At 47.8% G+C, this 17,436-nt stretch carries 20 protein-coding genes; 7 read left to right on the top strand and 13 right to left on the bottom strand.

All coding sequences use genetic code 11. From position 1 onward, the window contains the following. Nucleotides 1–40: 40 nt before the first annotated feature. From LEPBO_RS0112425 to LEPBO_RS0112395, 7 genes are all read right to left on the bottom strand, one after another. Nucleotides 41–427 (bottom strand): type II toxin-antitoxin system VapC family toxin, encoded by a 387-nt coding sequence (locus LEPBO_RS0112425; protein ID WP_017287897.1) that lies wholly within the window; start codon nt 425–427, stop codon nt 41–43. 3 nt (nt 428–430) lie between these two features. Further along, a complete protein-coding gene (locus tag LEPBO_RS0112420; RefSeq protein WP_017287896.1) occupies nt 431–736 on the bottom strand; it encodes a type II toxin-antitoxin system Phd/YefM family antitoxin in 306 nt (101 codons plus the stop codon). A 117-nt stretch (nt 737–853) separates the two neighbouring features. Continuing rightward, nucleotides 854–1,150, bottom strand: coding sequence for a helix-turn-helix domain-containing protein (locus LEPBO_RS0112415; RefSeq protein WP_017287895.1), 297 nt, complete (start codon nt 1,148–1,150; stop codon nt 854–856). Further along, nucleotides 1,143–1,496 (bottom strand): type II toxin-antitoxin system RelE/ParE family toxin, encoded by a 354-nt coding sequence (locus LEPBO_RS0112410; RefSeq protein WP_017287894.1) that lies wholly within the window; start codon nt 1,494–1,496, stop codon nt 1,143–1,145. The genes LEPBO_RS0112415 and LEPBO_RS0112410 overlap by 8 nt, the downstream gene beginning before the upstream one ends. A 66-nt stretch (nt 1,497–1,562) precedes the next feature. After that, nucleotides 1,563–3,971, bottom strand: a complete 2,409-nt coding sequence (locus LEPBO_RS36955; protein ID WP_017287893.1) for a tetratricopeptide repeat protein — start codon at nt 3,969–3,971, stop codon at nt 1,563–1,565. 2 nt (nt 3,972–3,973) lie between these two features. Next, entirely contained in the window at nt 3,974–4,357 is a 384-nt protein-coding gene (locus LEPBO_RS36950; RefSeq protein WP_017287892.1) for a hypothetical protein, read from the bottom strand. A gap of 105 nt (nt 4,358–4,462) precedes the next feature. After that, a complete protein-coding gene (locus LEPBO_RS0112395) occupies nt 4,463–4,786 on the bottom strand; it encodes a hypothetical protein (protein WP_026148595.1) in 324 nt (107 codons plus the stop codon). Between the two features lie 23 nt (nt 4,787–4,809). On the opposite strand from LEPBO_RS0112395, the gene LEPBO_RS0112390 reads away from it, so the two are divergent. Together LEPBO_RS0112390 and bicA are read left to right on the top strand one after the other, a co-directional pair. Next, complete coding sequence (locus LEPBO_RS0112390) at nt 4,810–5,202, top strand: hypothetical protein (RefSeq protein WP_017287890.1); 393 nt, start codon at nt 4,810–4,812, stop codon at nt 5,200–5,202. Nucleotides 5,203–5,669: 467 nt separating this feature from the next. After that, entirely contained in the window at nt 5,670–7,328 is a 1,659-nt protein-coding gene (bicA, locus tag LEPBO_RS0112385; protein ID WP_017287889.1) for a bicarbonate transporter BicA, read from the top strand. A gap of 246 nt (nt 7,329–7,574) precedes the next feature. Here the strand turns inward: bicA and LEPBO_RS36945 are convergent, their stop codons facing one another. Next, the gene (locus LEPBO_RS36945; protein WP_051077794.1) at nt 7,575–9,188 is read right to left on the bottom strand and encodes a M48 family metallopeptidase; all 1,614 of its coding nucleotides are present in this window, start codon (nt 9,186–9,188) and stop codon (nt 7,575–7,577) included. Here LEPBO_RS36945 and LEPBO_RS43975 point away from each other — a divergent pair. Next, the gene (locus tag LEPBO_RS43975; RefSeq protein WP_148668930.1) at nt 9,177–9,371 is read left to right on the top strand and encodes a hypothetical protein; all 195 of its coding nucleotides are present in this window, start codon (nt 9,177–9,179) and stop codon (nt 9,369–9,371) included. The two genes, LEPBO_RS36945 and LEPBO_RS43975, sit on opposite strands and share 12 nt — an antisense overlap. On the opposite strand, the gene LEPBO_RS42890 is transcribed toward LEPBO_RS43975, so the two are convergent. Together LEPBO_RS42890 and hisA are read right to left on the bottom strand one after the other, a co-directional pair. Next, complete coding sequence (locus LEPBO_RS42890) at nt 9,368–9,511, bottom strand: hypothetical protein (protein ID WP_017287888.1); 144 nt, start codon at nt 9,509–9,511, stop codon at nt 9,368–9,370. The genes LEPBO_RS43975 and LEPBO_RS42890 overlap by 4 nt on opposite strands. A gap of 9 nt (nt 9,512–9,520) precedes the next feature. Then, entirely contained in the window at nt 9,521–10,294 is a 774-nt protein-coding gene (gene hisA, locus LEPBO_RS0112370) for a 1-(5-phosphoribosyl)-5-[(5-phosphoribosylamino)methylideneamino]imidazole-4-carboxamide isomerase (protein ID WP_017287887.1), read from the bottom strand. Between the two features lie 115 nt (nt 10,295–10,409). Between hisA and LEPBO_RS0112365 the strand changes: the two genes are divergently transcribed. Then, nucleotides 10,410–11,117: a rhomboid family intramembrane serine protease gene (locus LEPBO_RS0112365; RefSeq protein ID WP_017287886.1), complete on the top strand. Its 708-nt coding sequence runs from the start codon at nt 10,410–10,412 to the stop codon at nt 11,115–11,117. A gap of 134 nt (nt 11,118–11,251) precedes the next feature. After that, entirely contained in the window at nt 11,252–11,662 is a 411-nt protein-coding gene (locus tag LEPBO_RS0112360) for a hypothetical protein (protein WP_017287885.1), read from the top strand. A 78-nt stretch (nt 11,663–11,740) separates the two neighbouring features. Here LEPBO_RS0112360 and LEPBO_RS0112355 read toward each other — a convergent pair whose 3' ends face one another. Further along, nucleotides 11,741–11,920 (bottom strand): YqaE/Pmp3 family membrane protein, encoded by a 180-nt coding sequence (locus LEPBO_RS0112355; RefSeq protein WP_017287884.1) that lies wholly within the window; start codon nt 11,918–11,920, stop codon nt 11,741–11,743. 109 nt (nt 11,921–12,029) lie between these two features. On the opposite strand from LEPBO_RS0112355, the gene LEPBO_RS0112350 reads away from it, so the two are divergent. After that, on the top strand, nt 12,030–12,833 hold the full coding sequence (locus tag LEPBO_RS0112350) for a sulfurtransferase (RefSeq protein ID WP_017287883.1): 804 nt from the start codon (nt 12,030–12,032) through the stop codon (nt 12,831–12,833). Here the strand turns inward: LEPBO_RS0112350 and LEPBO_RS40030 are convergent. Beyond that, the gene (locus LEPBO_RS40030) at nt 12,819–14,279 is read right to left on the bottom strand and encodes a hypothetical protein (protein WP_017287882.1); all 1,461 of its coding nucleotides are present in this window, start codon (nt 14,277–14,279) and stop codon (nt 12,819–12,821) included. The two genes, LEPBO_RS0112350 and LEPBO_RS40030, sit on opposite strands and share 15 nt — an antisense overlap. A gap of 394 nt (nt 14,280–14,673) precedes the next feature. Here LEPBO_RS40030 and LEPBO_RS42885 point away from each other — a divergent pair, with 394 nt between their 5' ends. Then, complete coding sequence (locus LEPBO_RS42885; protein ID WP_017287881.1) at nt 14,674–16,833, top strand: FecR domain-containing protein; 2,160 nt, start codon at nt 14,674–14,676, stop codon at nt 16,831–16,833. Nucleotides 16,834–16,898: 65 nt separating this feature from the next. Here the strand turns inward: LEPBO_RS42885 and LEPBO_RS0112335 are convergent, their stop codons facing one another. Next, nucleotides 16,899–17,429, bottom strand: coding sequence for a tetratricopeptide repeat protein (locus LEPBO_RS0112335; protein WP_017287880.1), 531 nt, complete (start codon nt 17,427–17,429; stop codon nt 16,899–16,901). Between the last annotated feature and the right edge of the window lie 7 nt (nt 17,430–17,436).

Raw genomic sequence — 17,436 nt, 5'->3', positions numbered from 1 at the left:
TTTAGGTGAAAGAATAGAGAATCATGGTGATCGCGATGCTTCACCAAATGGTTTGTACGGGGTACTGAGCGATGAGATGATCAATCGTCAGAATCGGGATGTTTTCGACCTGAGCTTGGGCAATTAGAATTCGATCGAATGGATCTTTGTGATGATCGGGAAGGCTATCCACTTGCAGAATGTGGGCGAGATTGATGGTCAGGCTCTCAAAACGGTTAGCCGTTAGGCAAGATCGAATAAATTGGGTCGGAGGTTCTGGAAGGGGAAGCTTGCCAATGTTGGATTTAATGATAATTTCCCAACTGCTGGCAACGCTGAGATAAAGCGTGTTTTCAGGATTTGAAATGATGTCTTGAACGGGTACAGAGAGTCGAGAGTTGTTGGTAACCCACCAGAGTAGAGCATGGGTATCGAGTAAAGCACGCATGGTCTACTGAGGGTCGGCGGGATTGAGAAAGCTGTTTAAGATATCGTCTGGTAAGGGGGCGTTAAAGTCGTCTGGGATGATCAGTTTGCCTGCGTATTGTCCAGGAACACGAGGTGAATTCTCTGGGGAGTGAGGTTTACGATCGCGGTTTGCAGGAGAGATATGGGCGACCGCTTGTCCATCTTGGGAAATGATGATTTCTTCGCCTTGGATCACCCGATCGAGGAGTTGGGTAATGTTGGCGGTGGCTTCGGGTAGGGTGACGTGGGTGACCATGGGTGGGTAAGCCAGGATGGTTGTGTCTGTCATTATAGTCGGGGCAGAAAATCGATCGCGCTATTTTGACCAGAGCCATGCGATGAGAAGGAAGATTGTCGAGTTTGTGAGAAGTAGACTTTACGCATTTGCTGAACGATTGCGATGGGTCTAGGCGACGTTGGGAAGAACTTCGATACGAATCGTCATACCTGCGCGAGTCAGCATGAGGATGAGTTGGTCGATCCGAAATTGACCGATCTTACCTTGCAGAAGGGCTTGAATAGTGTCTGGGGATTCTCCAAGGATTTGTGAAGCTTGATCGATCGTCCAATTGCGGTCTTGAATCAAGGTTTTGAGGTTGAGCATGAGATCGGCACGAATGCGGAGTTCTTCAGCTTCTTGGGGAGGAAACCCTAAATCTACAAAAACATTTGGCTCTCCGATCGTCGTGAGATTGTCAGTCATGATTGAGTTCCTCTGAGGTTTGGCGATGTTGCAGCATTTGTTGGTAGCGCTGTTGTCCCAGTTTAATGTTTCTTTGGGAGGTCTTTTGGGTCTTCTTTTGGAAGGCATGGAGGACGTAGACTGCTTCCTTAAATTTAGCAACATAAAAAACTCGATAGGCATCTTCTGTACGAATTCGGATTTCTTGAACGCTTTTGCCGACAGTTGAAATCGGTTTGAAATCAGGGGGTTCTTCGCCTTGCTGAATAGCCCGAAGTGCAAATCCGGCTTCTTTTCGCGCTTCGTCAGGAAAGGATTGGATTTCTTCACGTGATGCACCGATCCAGTGAATCGGTTTGTCGGTCATAGTGGATGCCTTTACGATCGATGAATTGCCTTCGATAGTTTACTGCGATCGCTGATTCCACATTGCTTATTTGCGGAGCCATGCGATGAGAAGGACGATCGCGATTCCAACGCAGAACCAGAGAATCCAATTGATTTTGCGGCGAGGCGGTCGGAGTGCTTTATCGCAGTCCTCAACGTCTTGAGCAAGTCCCATTTCTTGATATAAACGGCGAGCGTTTTGGTATGCTTCGATCGATTCTTTCTTCCGGCTGAGCTTTGCTAGAGCATGTCCCAAGCTAAAATAAGAATACGCTTCACCCCTACGATCACCAATCTCGCGCTCAATCTCTAAGGACTGTTGATAATAATCAATCGCGCATTCATACTGTCCTAATGAACCGTAAGCATTGCCCAGATTACTGAGGGAAGAAGCTTCACCCCCACGATCACCAATTTCGCGCACCATTTCTAAAGACTGTTGATGACAGTTGATCGCACGGTCATACTGTCCTAATGAATCGTAAGCATTGCCCAAATTACTGAGGGAAGAAGCTTCACCCCTACGATCACCAATCTCGCGTTCAATCTCTAAGGACTGTTGATGACAGTCGATCGCACAGGCGTACTGTCCTAGAGCATTGTAGACAAATCCCAAACCAATGAGAGAATTGGCTTCACCCCCACGATCACCAATTTCACGCGCCATTTCTAAGGACTGTTGATAATAATCAATCGCGCATTCATATTGTCCTAATGAACCGTAAGCATTGCCCAGATTACTGAGGGAAAAAGCTTCACCCCTACGATCACCAATCTCGCGCTCAATCTCTAAGGACTGTTGATGACAGTCGATCGCACAAGCGTACTGTCCTAGAGCATTGTAAAAAAGTCCTAACATACGGAGGGAAGAAGCTTCACCCCTACGGTCACCAATCTCGCGCTCAATCTCTAAGGACTGTTGATGACAGTCGATCGCACAGGCGTACTGTCCTAACAGAACGTAAGCAAATCCCAAACTGCCGAGAGAAGCCGCTTTGCCCTGAGCAAAATTAATCTGAGCAAATTGAATTTGGGCTTGACTGTGAGCGACGATAGCAGCTTGATATTGTCCCACAGACTGATACAAGTCTCCCAACTGTATCCATGCCCAGCCTAAGTTTCGTTGCTCCTCTACGTTGTCAGGCTCCGCAGCCGTCCACTCTTGAGTCAGCCGCCCATAGATAGACAGCAAAGCAAGATAGTAGCCGTGTCGGTCTAAGCCATTGAAGCAGGTATCCATAATTTGATCTGCAAGGGCGTACTCTCCCAATTCACAGTGATGATGAAAGATTTCGAGTTGTGCAGCACAGTCAGACAGTAAGCCTGTCCAAAGCTGAATGTTTGCAGCAAAATACGCGATCGCTCTCTCATGCGATTTCCGATATCGATCGCTCTTCTTCAATTCCTGCTCAACCACCCCCCGCATCAACGGGTGCAGCGTCCATCGCTCCGACTCCTGCCGTAGAAACGCCCGATCGCTCAACGTCTGCAAATCCTCGATCGTCGCATCCTCTAGCATTGCCTGAGCCATCTCTAACCCAAACGCATCTCGATACACAACCACACCGAGTAAAAGCGATCTCAACCGCTCCGGCAACTCCGCAAACAAGACCGTAAAGATCTCCTCGACCTTCGCTTCCGAATCACCCTGATAGTGACAAAACAACTGCTCAAAGAAGTCCAAATCCCTTTCGCTTAGACTCCCCTCCGCCTCTTGCCGCAACCAACTCGCCGCCAACCCCAACAACAACGGATGCCCATTCGCCAACTGCGTCAATCGCTCAAATCCTCGTTCTGCGATCGCGCAAATCCCCTGCTTCGCCAAAAACTCCGCCCCTTCCGCATCCGTTAAGCCAGAAATCGCCAACCGCGATCGCTCATCTGTTACGACTTTACGGCGAGTCGCCACTAATAAAAAACTCCGCTCACCCCGCTCTTGCCAATACTGCACAAACTGATCAAAGGATGCGATCGCGCTTTCCGTCAGTTGCTCAGCCTGATCGACCACAAGCAAGCAGCGATGCTCTGTCAATCGCCGCGCTAACTCATGAACCAATGCTTCATCATCCCAGCGCTGATCAATCAAATACCTGAGTTCTTGCAAAACCCATCGTGCAAACTGATTAAACGATTCCACTTTCGCCGCATCCACCCACAGCGATCGCTCAAAGTCTGCTTTCTTCTGAGCATATAGCCACGCTGCTAAGTCAGTTTTACCAAATCCGCCTTGTCCAAGCATTTCTAATAAAACCTGAGCTTCTGACCGTCGCATCAGTTCGGCTTCAACCTGTTGACGCTTTACCCACTTCTCAGAAGAATGCTTTGGCGCGATCGTACCTTTCAGCAAAACCTCAATGTTCTGCTGAGCGTTAGTACGATTGTCAACTTGGAGATCTCCTTTCAGAGTCTCAATGTTGAACTGATCGCGCCCGTGACTCTCATATTGACGCGACATCGCTAAGACCCACCCAATTTTGGATCACCATTAATCGTTTCAATGTTGAACTGATCACGCCCGTAGTTGTTATATTGCCGCTCTGCGGTATTTTGCACATTTGTAATCTGTTCGGCAAGCTGCTGCAAGGTTTGAGCAAATACCTTGTCTTCCATTTCATCATCCAAATACACCGATAACTTATTCAGCGCTTCGGGTGACTGCTCTTTTTCAATCTTCTCGATCGCCGTTTCCGCCTTCTGATTCCCCTTAAATCGGTTCTTAATTGTCGATCGCAATTGTTCGATCGCACCGCCGACCGCTTTTTTTGCGACTTCTCCCGCACTCGACTTTACAAACTCATCAAAAGCAATTTTCGCGATCGCTGCCCCAGTCATCTCCAACATAAGCCACCTACGGAAGAATACATTCTTGTTGTAGCTAATTCTTCCGTTCGATTGTGCCACTTCCCGCAAAATTACAGAATCTTTTACAAGCTCAATCGCACCCTCTCAATCTGTCTCAACCTCGCTCAACTCATTCACAATGACAATTCCATCCGTCTTTGTGTCGATCGCTTTATTCCCCACAAATCGTGTGACAGTCACAACGACAATCGCGTCATTCGTCAGTAATCTTTCAACCTTACCCACGAATTTCGTGACCTTCACAACGAATCGTGCAACCAACTCCGTAATCTTGTCAGCTTTGCTTACAAACGCTTCAAAAATCCTTAAGTGCCCCAAAAAATTCTTCTTGAAAGCAACACACTTCTCTGTGCGAATCACCCATCTCACAGCGCGATCGCTCAAGCCAAACTGTGAATGAGAACACACTAGCACTCAGGGAGTATCTACCAATGGCACGCTCACAAAGAACCTCACGCATTCTCGAAAAAGCACAGCTCAGAGCCATGAAACTCAAAGCGATCGACCCCGCAATGGACTTCGGACGCGATCGCAACATGACCACCTTCACCACCAAAATCGAGAAACTACAAGCCAAACTCAACCACTACAACAACCTCATCGAACTACTAGATGCCGCAAAAAATGAAATTGACGAGTCTGAAAGAGAACTCGGAGATCTCAGCGATGAAATGCTGAATGGCGTTTCTGCCCGCTATGGCAACGACAGCCGCGAATACGAAATGGCAGGCGGAACCCGGAAGAGTGATCGTGTTCGTAAGAGCGCAGAAAGTCGCATAAGAAACGCTGCGATGAAAAAGGTCGCGAATGCAGTCAATAACTAATGTCACCCATGACACCGTGAAATCGATCATCACGCTGACATTACCCTGAAACTGGAGAGCGGGGACAAACCTGCTCTCCAAACCAAGAAACGCAATATCCATCCATCAATTCAACTGAGCTTGATAGAGTACGATCGAGGTGATTTCGCTGCATTACATCCCGCACTCTATGCTTTTTCGGTCAACCCTTATGGAAAAGATAGAAAGCTTCTATGGAAAAAAGTCCTGTTTCTGACGGATTCACTTGAGCAACGTCACCTAGAGTGCCGTACAGTGAAATCATCGGAATAATTCAATTATTACCAAAATTTGAACTCTATAGAGGAACTCGTCGGAGAGCCTAGTTTTACTCTATCTACATAGCGAGTTTTCTAGCTATTTTCTACACCTTTTGTTTGTACAGATAGAGGGTGACAGGGTTGCATTGTCTCAAATTGAGATTCACTTACCGTTCATTCACTTGGGTTATGACAATTACCAATCTAATTCGATTTAATAATCTCCGAGGAGATATCTTCGGAGGCGTCACCGCAGCTATCGTTTCATTGCCCCTAGCACTCGCTTTCGGGGTCGCCTCTGGAGTCGGTCCCATTGGTGGACTGTATGGCGCAATCTGCGTTGGATTCTTCGCTGCACTGTTTGGTGGCACTCCAACACTGATTTCTGAGCCAACTGGTCCGATGACCGTTGTCATGACCGCGATCGTCGCTGGATTGACCGCAAGCAATCCAGAAAACGGCTTAGCGATGGCATTTACGGTCGTCATGCTGGCTGGATTGTTTCAAATCGTGTTCGGTATTTTCAAACTTGGAAAATACGTCACGCTGATGCCATATAGCGTCATTTCCGGCTTCATGTCTGGAATTGGCGTAATTCTGATCATTCTACAGATTGCACCCTTCCTAGGGCAGGCAGCTCCGAAAGGTGGCGTGCTTGGAACAGTGATGGCAATTCCAGGTTTGATTGCCAATGTCAAAACACCAGAAGCAATTCTCGGTGCAGTCACTTTGGCAATCATCTTCTTAATGCCGAAAAAGCTGAAGCGACTCGTTCCGCCTCAGTTGGTTGCGTTAATCATTGGAACAATCATTTCGTTAACCGTGTTCCAAGGCGCTGATATTCGTCGGATTGGTTCGATTCCAGTTGGATTGCCGCCGCTGCAACTCCCTACCTTTACTGCAAGTCAACTGACCACCATGTTTGTGGATGGGGTAATGCTTGGGATGCTGGGCTGTATTGATACACTCTTGACAGCGGTTGTTGCAGATAGTCTGACTCGCACAGAACATAAATCAGATAAAGAACTGATCGGTCAAGGAATTGGCAACATTGTCTCTGGATTGTGTGGAGGGTTGCCGGGTGCTGGAGCTACGATGGGAACCGTGGTCAACATCCAAACTGGTGCGAGGACTGCTGTTTCTGGATTGACGCGTGCGATCGTACTTCTGGTAGTAGTCCTGGGTGCTGCAAGGCTCACGGAACCGATTCCGATGGCAGTTCTCGCGGGGATTGCTCTGAAAGTAGGGATTGATATTCTCGACTGGAGCTTCTTGAAGCGATCGCATAAAGTCTCGCTCAAAGGTTCCCTGATTATGTACGGGGTACTGCTGTTAACGGTATTTGTGGATCTGATCGTGGCAGTCGGCGTAGGGGTCTTCATTGCTAACATTCTGACGATTGAGCGACTGAGTGAAATGCAATCGTCAGAAGTCAAACTGATTTCAGATATGGATGATGATGCGCGTCTCTCAGCGGAGCAAAAACAACTGCTCGATAAAGGACAAGGACGTGTTCTATTGTTCAGCCTTAGTGGTCCCATGATTTTTGGCTTGTCGAAAGCGATCGCGCGGGAACACAATGCTATGAAAGAGGCAGATGCCTTAGTTGTGGATCTGACTGATGTTCCAACAATGGGCGTAACGGCTTCGTTAGCGATCGAGAATGTCATTCGGGATGCGAGTGATAAAGGCTTAGCGATTTACCTGGTTGGGGCAAGTGAGAAAGTTCAGCGTCGCTTGCAAAAGTTGGGGCTGTTCGATGTCATTCATGCTGACCATTTTTTCAGCGATCGTACCGCAGCCTTAGAGCAAGCTGTGAGCCATGTCTACCTCAAAGAGACTGCTTAATTGATGGTTTTGAGTCCAACCTTTGATAGGAAAAATCACTGTCCTAGCCCCTTTACTTGCCACCGTAGAAGCTGAGAATGGGACGATCGTGCTATCGGGTGTCCTGCTCACTTTGCTTGTGATGCATCTTACCAATAAGCTCGGTGGCAACGTAGAGCTTAGTATTTGGCGAAGTAGGGTTTGAAAATGAATAAAGGGGCGATCTCAAACCTGATCGCCCCTTTATTTAATATTTAATAAGCTGCGTTAATTGCGATCGCGTCGATTCCCCTTCTTCTCTTCCCGCTCTTTATGTTCTTTCAGGAGTTGCTTCACTTTCGACTGAATGGCTGAATGCTGCTCCACTCCCTCAAAAGCATAGCGATTGTAACCCGTCTGAGTGATTAGCTCTTGCAGATAGTTCACTCGATCGTTAGGTAAAGGATGCGAAGCTAACCAAGCAGGCGGAAGATCTCGCTTCTTCTCTTCTTCTTGTTTACGCAGCGTCACCATCAGATTGTACAAACCATCTGCTGCATAGTCCGTTGAAGCTAAAAGCCGAGTTCCTAGCACATCCGCTTGACGTTCCATATCGCGGCTGTAGCTCAGTGTTGTCAGGTCTGTAATCAAGCCACCCACGTAAGGAATGAACTGCGTAATATTGGCAGTGAGGGAGCCTTCTGTAATCAGTTGAAAACTATGAGACAGAATCGCGTGGGAGAGTTCGTGTCCCAATAGTCCAGCGAGTTCAGCTTCGGAATTTGCTTTCTCAATCGCGCCTGCATTCACAAACACCTTCCCACCCGGCAGCGCAAATGCATTGAGCTTGTCATCTAAGACCACATAAAATTCGTACTTAAATTCTTTCCTGCCAGCAGCATCCGCAAGCTTCTGTCCGATGCCTGCTATATAGTCATTGACTTCTTTATCTTCAACCAAATCAAGCTGACGTTTTGCTTGCCGAACAACGCGATCGCCAACCGCAGATTCGCCTCGCAACAGTAGCGCAGTATTCTGAACCGAAGTCAGTGGACCAAATAAGCTTCCAGTGAGGGCGTACCCTAATGCCCCGGTGAGAATTCCACCAACGAGATTGCCTCGAAGTCTGCTACGAAGTTGCTTTTGATAGCGTTTCTGATAGTCATCTGCTAGTGCTGTCAGTGCTGAGGCTTCGGAATGATTGGGGTTGAGTAAGGCAAATTGTCGAGCCGCGATCGACGCATCAATCCATTTCTCATTTTTTGCCAATGCTGCGACTTTTGCTTTGATCAACTCTGGCTGATTGGGATAGCGAGTTGCCGCTTTTTCGAGTACCGCCAACGCTTGTTCGGTTTTGCCAAACTTCTCTAGCGCCTCCGCATATCGCAGCTGTCCCGGAACGAATTGCGGAATTTCTTTGACTAAAAGTTCCAAGGGGACAAAAATTCGACTTTCTAAATTCTGAGCCAGTCCCGCTTCAGATTCGCGCCAGTACACTTGTCCCGCAGTCGATAACTGAGCAGGATCAGTGATCACTTCTTGAGGATTCGCTTCGACTACACCCTGAAAAGGAGGCTTGACTGCTTGATAAAGCTTGACTGCTTGAGCTTTGTCACCGGATCGGTACAGTCGATCGGCTTCGATCAATGTCTTCTCTCGCTCTAGCTGTTCCGGGGTTTTGGTCGGCTCAGCAGGTTTAGACTCTTCGGGCTTCTCAGCAGGCTTTGGCTCGGCAGGTTTAGACTCTGTAGGCTTCTCAACTGTCGGAGTCGGGCTTGGAGTCGTCGCACTGGCAGAAATTGCAAATGCGATCGGGCGAATCAAAAGCAAGATTGCACAACAAACTGTGACGAATCTTGGAAAGTACCAGCGCCAGCGTTGCCGGAAAACTTGCTTCTTCATCGGGAACTCCAAATTTTGTATGAGTATCAATCTGTACCAATCCAACCCGACCTGACGCGCCCCTTTGAACGTCCTGCAAGACGCAAAGGGGACAACGATCTCCGAAGAGTCTTGCCGAATTTCAGCGATCGCACACGCCCGTCAAAAGTTTGGATAGCTAGTTCTAAACTCGCACAAATCTAGCGTTGCAACAGTGCTTCAATTTGACGCTTTGCAGATTCTTTAGCAAGTTGCTTCGCCAACTTCTTCGGAAGTTTTTTCTTCAGCTTGTGAACTACTTTCTTCGCAATCTTCTTCGCCAATTTTTTCTTGTGATGTCCCATAACTGTCCTCTATGCCAATGCTGACGATCCAAAATCCGGAGGAATATCCTGCCAGCGCCCTTGTCCCACTGCTCGAACCGCTTCTTTCAGAGAAACATCTCCGGTGTAAATCGCTTTTCCAACGATCGCACCTGTCACTCCTTGCGGTTCTAATGCCAATAGGCTGAGTAAATCCGTCAACGAACTAACTCCCCCCGAAGCAATCACCGGAATTGCCGCGATCGCTGCTAAATCCCGCAATGCTTCCAGGTTTGGTCCCTGCATGGTTCCATCCCGATGAATATCAGTATAAATAATCGCTGCGGCTCCCAGTTGCGCCATCCGCTCCGCTAACTCTGTCGCCAAGACTTCTGAAGTTTCGAGCCAGCCTTTGGTGGCAACTTTACCATTGCGCGCATCGATGCCCACAATGATTTGACCAGGAAATTCTCCACACAATTGCGCAACCAAATCGGGCTGTTCCACTGCAACCGTTCCTAAAATCGCCCATCTTACCCCTGTCGAAAGTAATGCGGCGACGGCATCGCGATCGCGCAAACCGCCCCCAACCTCGACCGGAATCTCCACAGCTTCCACGATCGATCGAATCACATCCAGATTCACAGGATGTCCAACTTTTGCGCCATCGAGATCGACTAAATGTAATCGAGTTGCACCCTCCGCTTCCCACTGACGGGCGACCGCAACCGGATCATCATTAAACACTTGCGACTGGTTATAGTCGCCTTGATACAGACGCACACATTTACCACCGAGCAAATCGATTGCTGGGATCACTTCCATTCCGCTTCTCCTTCCAAAGACAGACTGCCATCATAGATCTGTCTAGAGAGCAACAGACAGCGATCGAAAAAATCAGTTACTCTTTTGACTAAAATTATTTAATTGGGGATAAGCTGTGTTTCCGGTCGGCGACGATAATCCAATTCGCATTACACCCTATGTCACATACGGAATTATTGCGGTCAACGTTTTAGTCTTTTTCTATCAATTAACGCTTACACCTGCGGAACTAGACAATTTTTTCTACACTTGGGCAGTTGTTCCCCGTGAACTTAGTGCAGACCTTGCAGGAGCCTCTCTTCGCTATCAACCTTTTCCAGAGTGGATTACTCTAATCACGTCGCAATTTCTGCATGGTGGGTTTGCCCATATCTTTGGCAACATGTTGTTCCTCTGGATTTTTGGCAACAACGTCGAAGAAAAACTGGGACATCTACGATTTTTGATTTTTTATATCGGCTGTGGCATGTTGGCAGCCGCAACTCAATGGTTTTTCTCAATGGACTCTAATATTCCATCCTTGGGAGCCAGTGGCGCGATCGCGGGCGTGATGGGGGCATACATTCTGCGCTTTCCGGGCGCAGCCGTCACTACGATTATTCCGCCGTTCTTCTTCTTTCCATTTCGCGTTCCCGCTTGGGCATATCTAGGCATTTGGTTTATTCAACAAGCCTTCTACGGCGTTGCCAGTTTAAATGTTCCTGCGAATATCGGTATGGAGCGGGGCGGAGTTGCCTACTGGGCACATGCAGGCGGATTTGTGTTTGGAGCAATTTTAGGACCGCTGCTCGGATTGTTCTCCAATAGGGATCGAACATACTAAGCATAGAAAATCTTGATAGAGGCTTGCGTCGAGTTCCACCGCAGACTGATAATCGTAGATAGGACTACTTTTCATCTGTTGATCTCAACGGATCAGCAACCACGATTCAGCAACTAACCCAGGAGTATTGTTCAATGGGCGGTGTCATTAACTTAATTAAAAAGCTCTTTAGCGGAATTCTTTCTTTGATTGGACTCGGCGGTAAGTCATCGGGTGGCTATTACATGGAAGCTGAGCCTTTGTCAGCAACCGAAGCTCCGAAAGAGACAAAGCAAGAAACTCAGAAGTTAGCCGCGACTGAGGCAGAAGTTGCGAAACCAGAACCTGCAAAAACGGAAAAGGTCAGTAAGCCTGCAACGGCTGATCTGAATGGTTCAGCCAATGGATCGAAGCCGCCGGTTTCAGCAAATACCTTGAATTTGCCCCAGCCGACTGCTAGTTTCTCAACCACAGCGCCAACCATCACCACTCCTCGTCGCCGTCCTGGCGCAAACATGGGTGCATTCTTGGACATGGCAAAAACGGTCAAGACTCCAAACAGCTAATCTTTAATTTTTTCGCATTAGTTAAAACCGCTCGATCTTACGATCGAGCGGTTTTCTTGTCAGCCTGTGAGCTTTCATTTAGTAAGCGCCACGTCGTTCTTCGGTCTTTTGTAGATACCAAATTGCGTGAATAATTCCGGGAACCCATCCGAGTAGAGTCAGCAGAATGTTGATAACCAATGCTGAACTAATTCCAGAAGTCATGAAAACAGCGACAGGAGGCAGGACAATAGCGAAGACTAAGCGTAAGAAGTTCATAAGAAGTCTCTAATTTTCGATTTTTTGAGTTAATCCGATTTTCCTGTAATCATGGGCGATCGCCGTCTTCCTGAAGGTAGGATTTGAAAAGACCGATCAGGAGAATGTCATGGTAAAAGTTGCAATCACAGCGGCATGGTTAGCGGATCATCTCAACGATCCCAATGTGGCGATCGCAGATTGTCGATTTGCGCTGATGCAACCCGAACTCGGACGGCAGCAATACAGAGAGGGGCATATCCCTGGCGCATATTATTTCGACCTCAATCAAGATCTCTCTAGCCCCGTACAAAAACACGGTGGACGGCATCCTTTACCTGATCCCGAACAGTTTGCCCACAAGCTCTCGCAACTGGGGATCACGCCTTCAACCTTAGTGGTTGCTTACGATGACTCGCGATTTGGATTTGCGGCGCGGTTTTGGTGGCTCCTGCGCTACTTCGGACACGAAAATGTCAGAGTGCTCGACGGTGGCTTTGCGAATTGGCAAAATTTGGGCTATCCCGTGACCTCGATCGTGCCGACTGAGCGAGCCGGAAATTTTACACCTGAGATTCAGTCCGATTGGATTGCCGATATTGCAGCCGTCAAAGCCGGAACGTCAACTTTAATCGATTCGAGAGAGGCAGAACGATATCGGGGAGAACGTGAGCCAATCGATCCGATCGCAGGTCATATTCCCGGTGCCGTGAATTATCCCTGGCAATTGGTCACCGACGATCGTGGATTTCTCAAAACGCCTGAAGCCCTGAAAAAACATTGGTCAGGCATCAAAGATGACCCGATCGTATATTGCGGTTCTGGTGTCACCGCTTGTGTGAATTTGTTGGCCTTAGCAGCAAGCGGCATCGATCGCGCAAAACTCTACCCCGGCAGTTGGAGCGATTGGTGCTCATATTTAGAACAGGGGTAAGTTGAACACCAAGCCAGCCCCAAAAATAAAGCCGTTGAAATTGATGCCTCGCTCTGTGGAATTCCCAAAACTAAAGCCACTAAATAGATTCACTTGAGTTCGAGGCGTAGCATTGTAGGTCACTCGCGCGACGAGTTGATGATACAAATCATCGCGATCTATCTGGGTAAAATGCGACCAAGTAAATTGGTAATCAATTGCCGTTTGCAGCCGAGGGTTGAGGCGATATCCCAAAGTGGTAATGAATGAATTAAGGATCCGACTGCGCTGATCCGGGTCTGCAATGCTCCAGCGAAATTGATAAAACGTATTCAGCGACAATCGCGGAGACAGTTGATCTTGACGGCTTAATTCTAAGCGAAGTGAATGATCGTTAAAAAACTCTTTCCCACTAAAGATCTGCTGTAACCCTCGGCTAGATTCAACTAATTTCTGATGACTCCACCCAATCTCCCCGGACACGCGAGGCGTAATTCGATGAAAAACGCCCACGCGAAACCGCAATTCGTCATAATTCAACGATCGAAAATTGCCCGTGAACGTCCCATCGGAGAACCGCTCGCGATATCGCCCAAGTTGTGCATAGCGGACGAGATTGGCATCGATCGAGGTAATCAAAAACGTTTTCCGCCCGATCGGAGGCGCATAAAAGAAGGTTAACCCTGTCCGAATTAGCCCATCATCGACGGGATCACGCTCTGAAAAGACATTCGAGGTTTTGAAGTAGTCCGCTCTTGCTAAGAGAAAAGCAGAAGTTTGGCGCGGACGACTGGGTATCGCGATCGACGGTTGTGGGGCGGTGCGCTCTTGCAATCGCAATGTGCCTAGTTCGGGATCACTTGTCCCCGCTGGGGGATCAACCGCGATCGGCTGAATATTCAATTCTCCTAACTCAGACTTCGGAATCGGACTGAGGCGCAAATCGCCAATCTCCGGATCGACTTGTCCTTCAGTAGGAGGAATCGGCAGGAGTGGAGCTTTACTAGACGTATAAGAACATTGCGCAGTCGATCGCCAACAACGGCTAGAGGGTAAAGGAGGAGAAGGAAAAGATTGATCTGAAAAGGTACGAGTCATACTCGCTTTTTCAGCGGGGGCAGGCAGCACTGCGATCGCCTGAGTTGGGTCTAACCCTGAGGCAGCGGGTGCTGTCAATGACGGGAGCGGCGCAAGATCTTGCGCTTGATACGACACAGAATTGAGATTCGATCGCGTCCTAGGAAACTTTAGGGCAGCTTCAGAAGTCTGGAGTTCCGATGCATCTGTCTGAAGTTCTGGAGTCTGATCTTTTAGCGGTAGCTCCTCTTTAGGTATAAAACTACACTGAGCTTTATCCGTAAAAACCAGGATAAGCGAGGCGCTAATTTGACCCAATAAGTGGTAGCGTAATTTACATAATTGCTTCTTGTTGCAAATTTGTTTTCGAGCCTTAAGCAGAGATTTCACAGCATTAGGTAATCGTAGAATCGAGCATCTCACAGTCGTTCACCAATCGTTCACCAATCGTTCACCAATTGTTCACGTGCCCTCTATTCGGTAGAGACAGCTTGTCCTAAAGAATAATTTTGTGACTTCTAGATCAAGTAATCCGGAGAACTTCAATTCTTGTTGCATATACAAAAGTAGCCTCGTATCTTCACTTAATCTTGTATAAAGTCTAGTTAAAGCTTGAGCAGAAACAATCCAGATTTTTCGCTTGACATGTAAAGTATTTATGAAGACTACATTGTGTAATTTCACTTAATCATCTCACACGAGTAGAACTGGGTTGAATCTGCTTAGGCTAACCCGCCTCTGGATGCGTGCCATCGCATTCCGTCCTTTTGTTCTTGGAGCGTCTATGTCCCGTAAATTGTTCCTCACGATCGCCTCTCTGATCCTAGGAGTTGGTACTGTGGTTTCCACAAAGGCAGCCTATGCCTTAACTCCACTCACTTCAGCCGAGATCCGGGAAATTGTAAGGCGAGTTCAGTTTGTGCCGAAGGGACAAAGCCCGCGAGATGCCGTCTTATCAGAAATTCTGCGCCCTGATGATGCGCTGCATACGATGAGAGCGTCACGGGTGGGTTTACGATTTAACGATGGCTCTTGGGCACGGGTTGGTGAGATGGCAGTGTTCCGATTTGTGCCTGGAACACGAAATTTTCGTCTCACAAATGGAACGGTTCTCTTATTGATTAAGCCAGGGCAGGGAAGAACGACGATCGATACTCCCAATGCTTCAACTGGAGTGCGCGGATCAGCGTTATTTGTTCGGTATGACGAGCAAACTGAAACGACCGTAGTTGGCGCTTTGACGAATAATCCAGCAGGTCCAATGGAAATTGTGGACAACACAACTGGGCGCAAGGTGCCATTAGAAGCAGGACAAATGGCGATCGTTGATCCCTTAGGAGTTCGGCTTTTCAATTTTGACATGCACCGCTTCTATGAAACGAGCGATATGGTGCGCGGTCTTGATTTACAGCGGCGAGAAGCACAGCCTCATCCAGAACCAGGAATTGCCGCTGTACAAGCAGAAACAGCACAAGCTTTACAAGAGCAAAAACCTTTAACGGGACCGGTGATCGAAAATCCCCGAATGGTGCAGCTAACTCCAGTTCCGGATCCTGCGCCAAATCCCCCTGCACAAAATTCTACTGGCACGGGTCAGCAGTCAGCCCAAACCTCCCCGACCAATACTGCCACAAGTCAACCAAGTACCGGAAACCCACCTTCCCAAAATTCGAGCACGGGAACTGGAGGGACACCTAGCAGTGGACAAACTTCAGGAAACACGACTCCAACCAATCAAAATTCAACTGGTTCCCAACAGAACAACGGTAGAGAACCTGTAGAAGTTGATGCTACCAGAGGCGCACAAAAAGCTCCCGAGAGTACAACGGGCGGTAGTGCTGGAAACGCTACAAACTCAAATCAACCGAACTCCAATTCAAATCAACCCAATTCAAACTCAAATCAACCGAACTCCAATTCAAATCAACCCAATTCAAACTCAAATCAACCGAACTCCAATTCAAATCAACCCAATTCAAACTCAAATCAACCGAACTCCAATTCAAATCAACCCAATTCAAACTCAAATCAACCAAACTCTAATTCAAATCAACCGAACTCTAATTCAAATCGCCCCAATTCAAACTCAAATCAGCCAAATCCCAATTCAAATCAACCAAACTCCAATTCAAATCAACCAAACTCAAACTCAAATCAACCAAACTCAAACTCAAATCAACCAAACTCAAACTCAAATCAACCAAACTCAAACTCAAATCAACCAAACTCAAACTCAAATCAACCAAACTCAAACTCAAATCCAACGTCCACCACTCCAAATCCATCTGGCTCCACTCCCAGTAACCCAAATCCGGCAAATTCAGCACCAGCGACTCCCAGATCAGCAGACCCTGCACCAACTTCAGGAGAATCGACTAAGCCTTCAAACAATCCTGCACCAAATCCTCCAGCAAACTCGAATCCTCCAGCAAACTCGAATCCTCCAGCAAACTCAAATCCCCCAGCAAACTCGAATCCTGGGCAATCTTCCCAACCTGAACAGCCCCGCCAGATTCTAGAAACAACACCCCCTGGAAGAGCTATTCAAGCTTCGCCTGAAAACCAAACTCCTCCCCTTTCACCTACTACACCAGCTACCAATCAAGTTTCAAATCCAATCAATACTCCACCTACTCAACCAGTAGTCGAGCCAACCCAATCTCCTACTAACCCTCCTGTAGAGCAAGCAGCTCCAACTGCTCCAGTCCAAGCCCCAACCCCAACTCCAGTCGAAACTCCTTCAACTCCAGTTGAGACTCCAGGTCCAACTGCTCCAGTCGAAACTCCTTCAACTCCAGTTGAAACTCCCTCAACTCCAGTTGAAACTCCGGCTCCAACTGCTCCAGTTCAAGCCCCAACTCCAACTCCAGTCGAAACTCCTCAACCCCAGAATTCTACGCCCCCGCAGAATTCAACTCCCACTCAAAACTCTGCCCCAAACTAGGAGCGGCACAAATAAAAAAGGAGGACGATCGCTGAATCGTCCTCCTTTTTTCAACTCAATCAAACTTATGCTGAAGTGACCAATCGTTTCCGCAACGACTCAGCCCGCCGCTTTGCTGTCTGATTGCTCGGTTCGATCACTAAAGCCTGCTCATAACATTCCAATGCTGGCGACGCGAGTTGCTTGCGCTCATAGGAATGCCCAAGATTATTTAACGCTGTCACATACTCAGGCAAAAGCTTCAGTGCTTCTTTGTACTGTTTAATCGCAAGATCGTACTGTTCTTGAGCAAAGTAGGCAAATCCCAAAGCATTGTAGACCGCTGCAAGATCTTGACCTTCGAGCGTTTCAAGCTTGATCGCTTTTTGGAATTGAGCGATCGCTTGAGTAAATAACCGCTTCTCGAGCAAAATGCTCCCAAGTTCGTAATATTCTTCAGCAGTGCCTTTTTCTTTGTTCAGTTTGCTTTGAAGTCGAGAAAGAGCGCTCTCGATCCGACGAGTTTTCAGAACTTGCCGAACCACAAAGAACGCAACACTGCCCAGTAAAACGAGCAAAAGCGAGATGTAAAGGATTGGAGAGGCTACACTATCCATAGGACTA

The sequence above is a fragment of the Leptolyngbya boryana PCC 6306 genome (assembly GCF_000353285.1).
GTDB classification, from domain to species: domain Bacteria; phylum Cyanobacteriota; class Cyanobacteriia; order Leptolyngbyales; family Leptolyngbyaceae; genus Leptolyngbya; species Leptolyngbya boryana.
The sequence above is the reverse complement of the archived record's forward strand: the minus strand, read 5'-3'. Positions and strand labels throughout refer to the sequence as shown.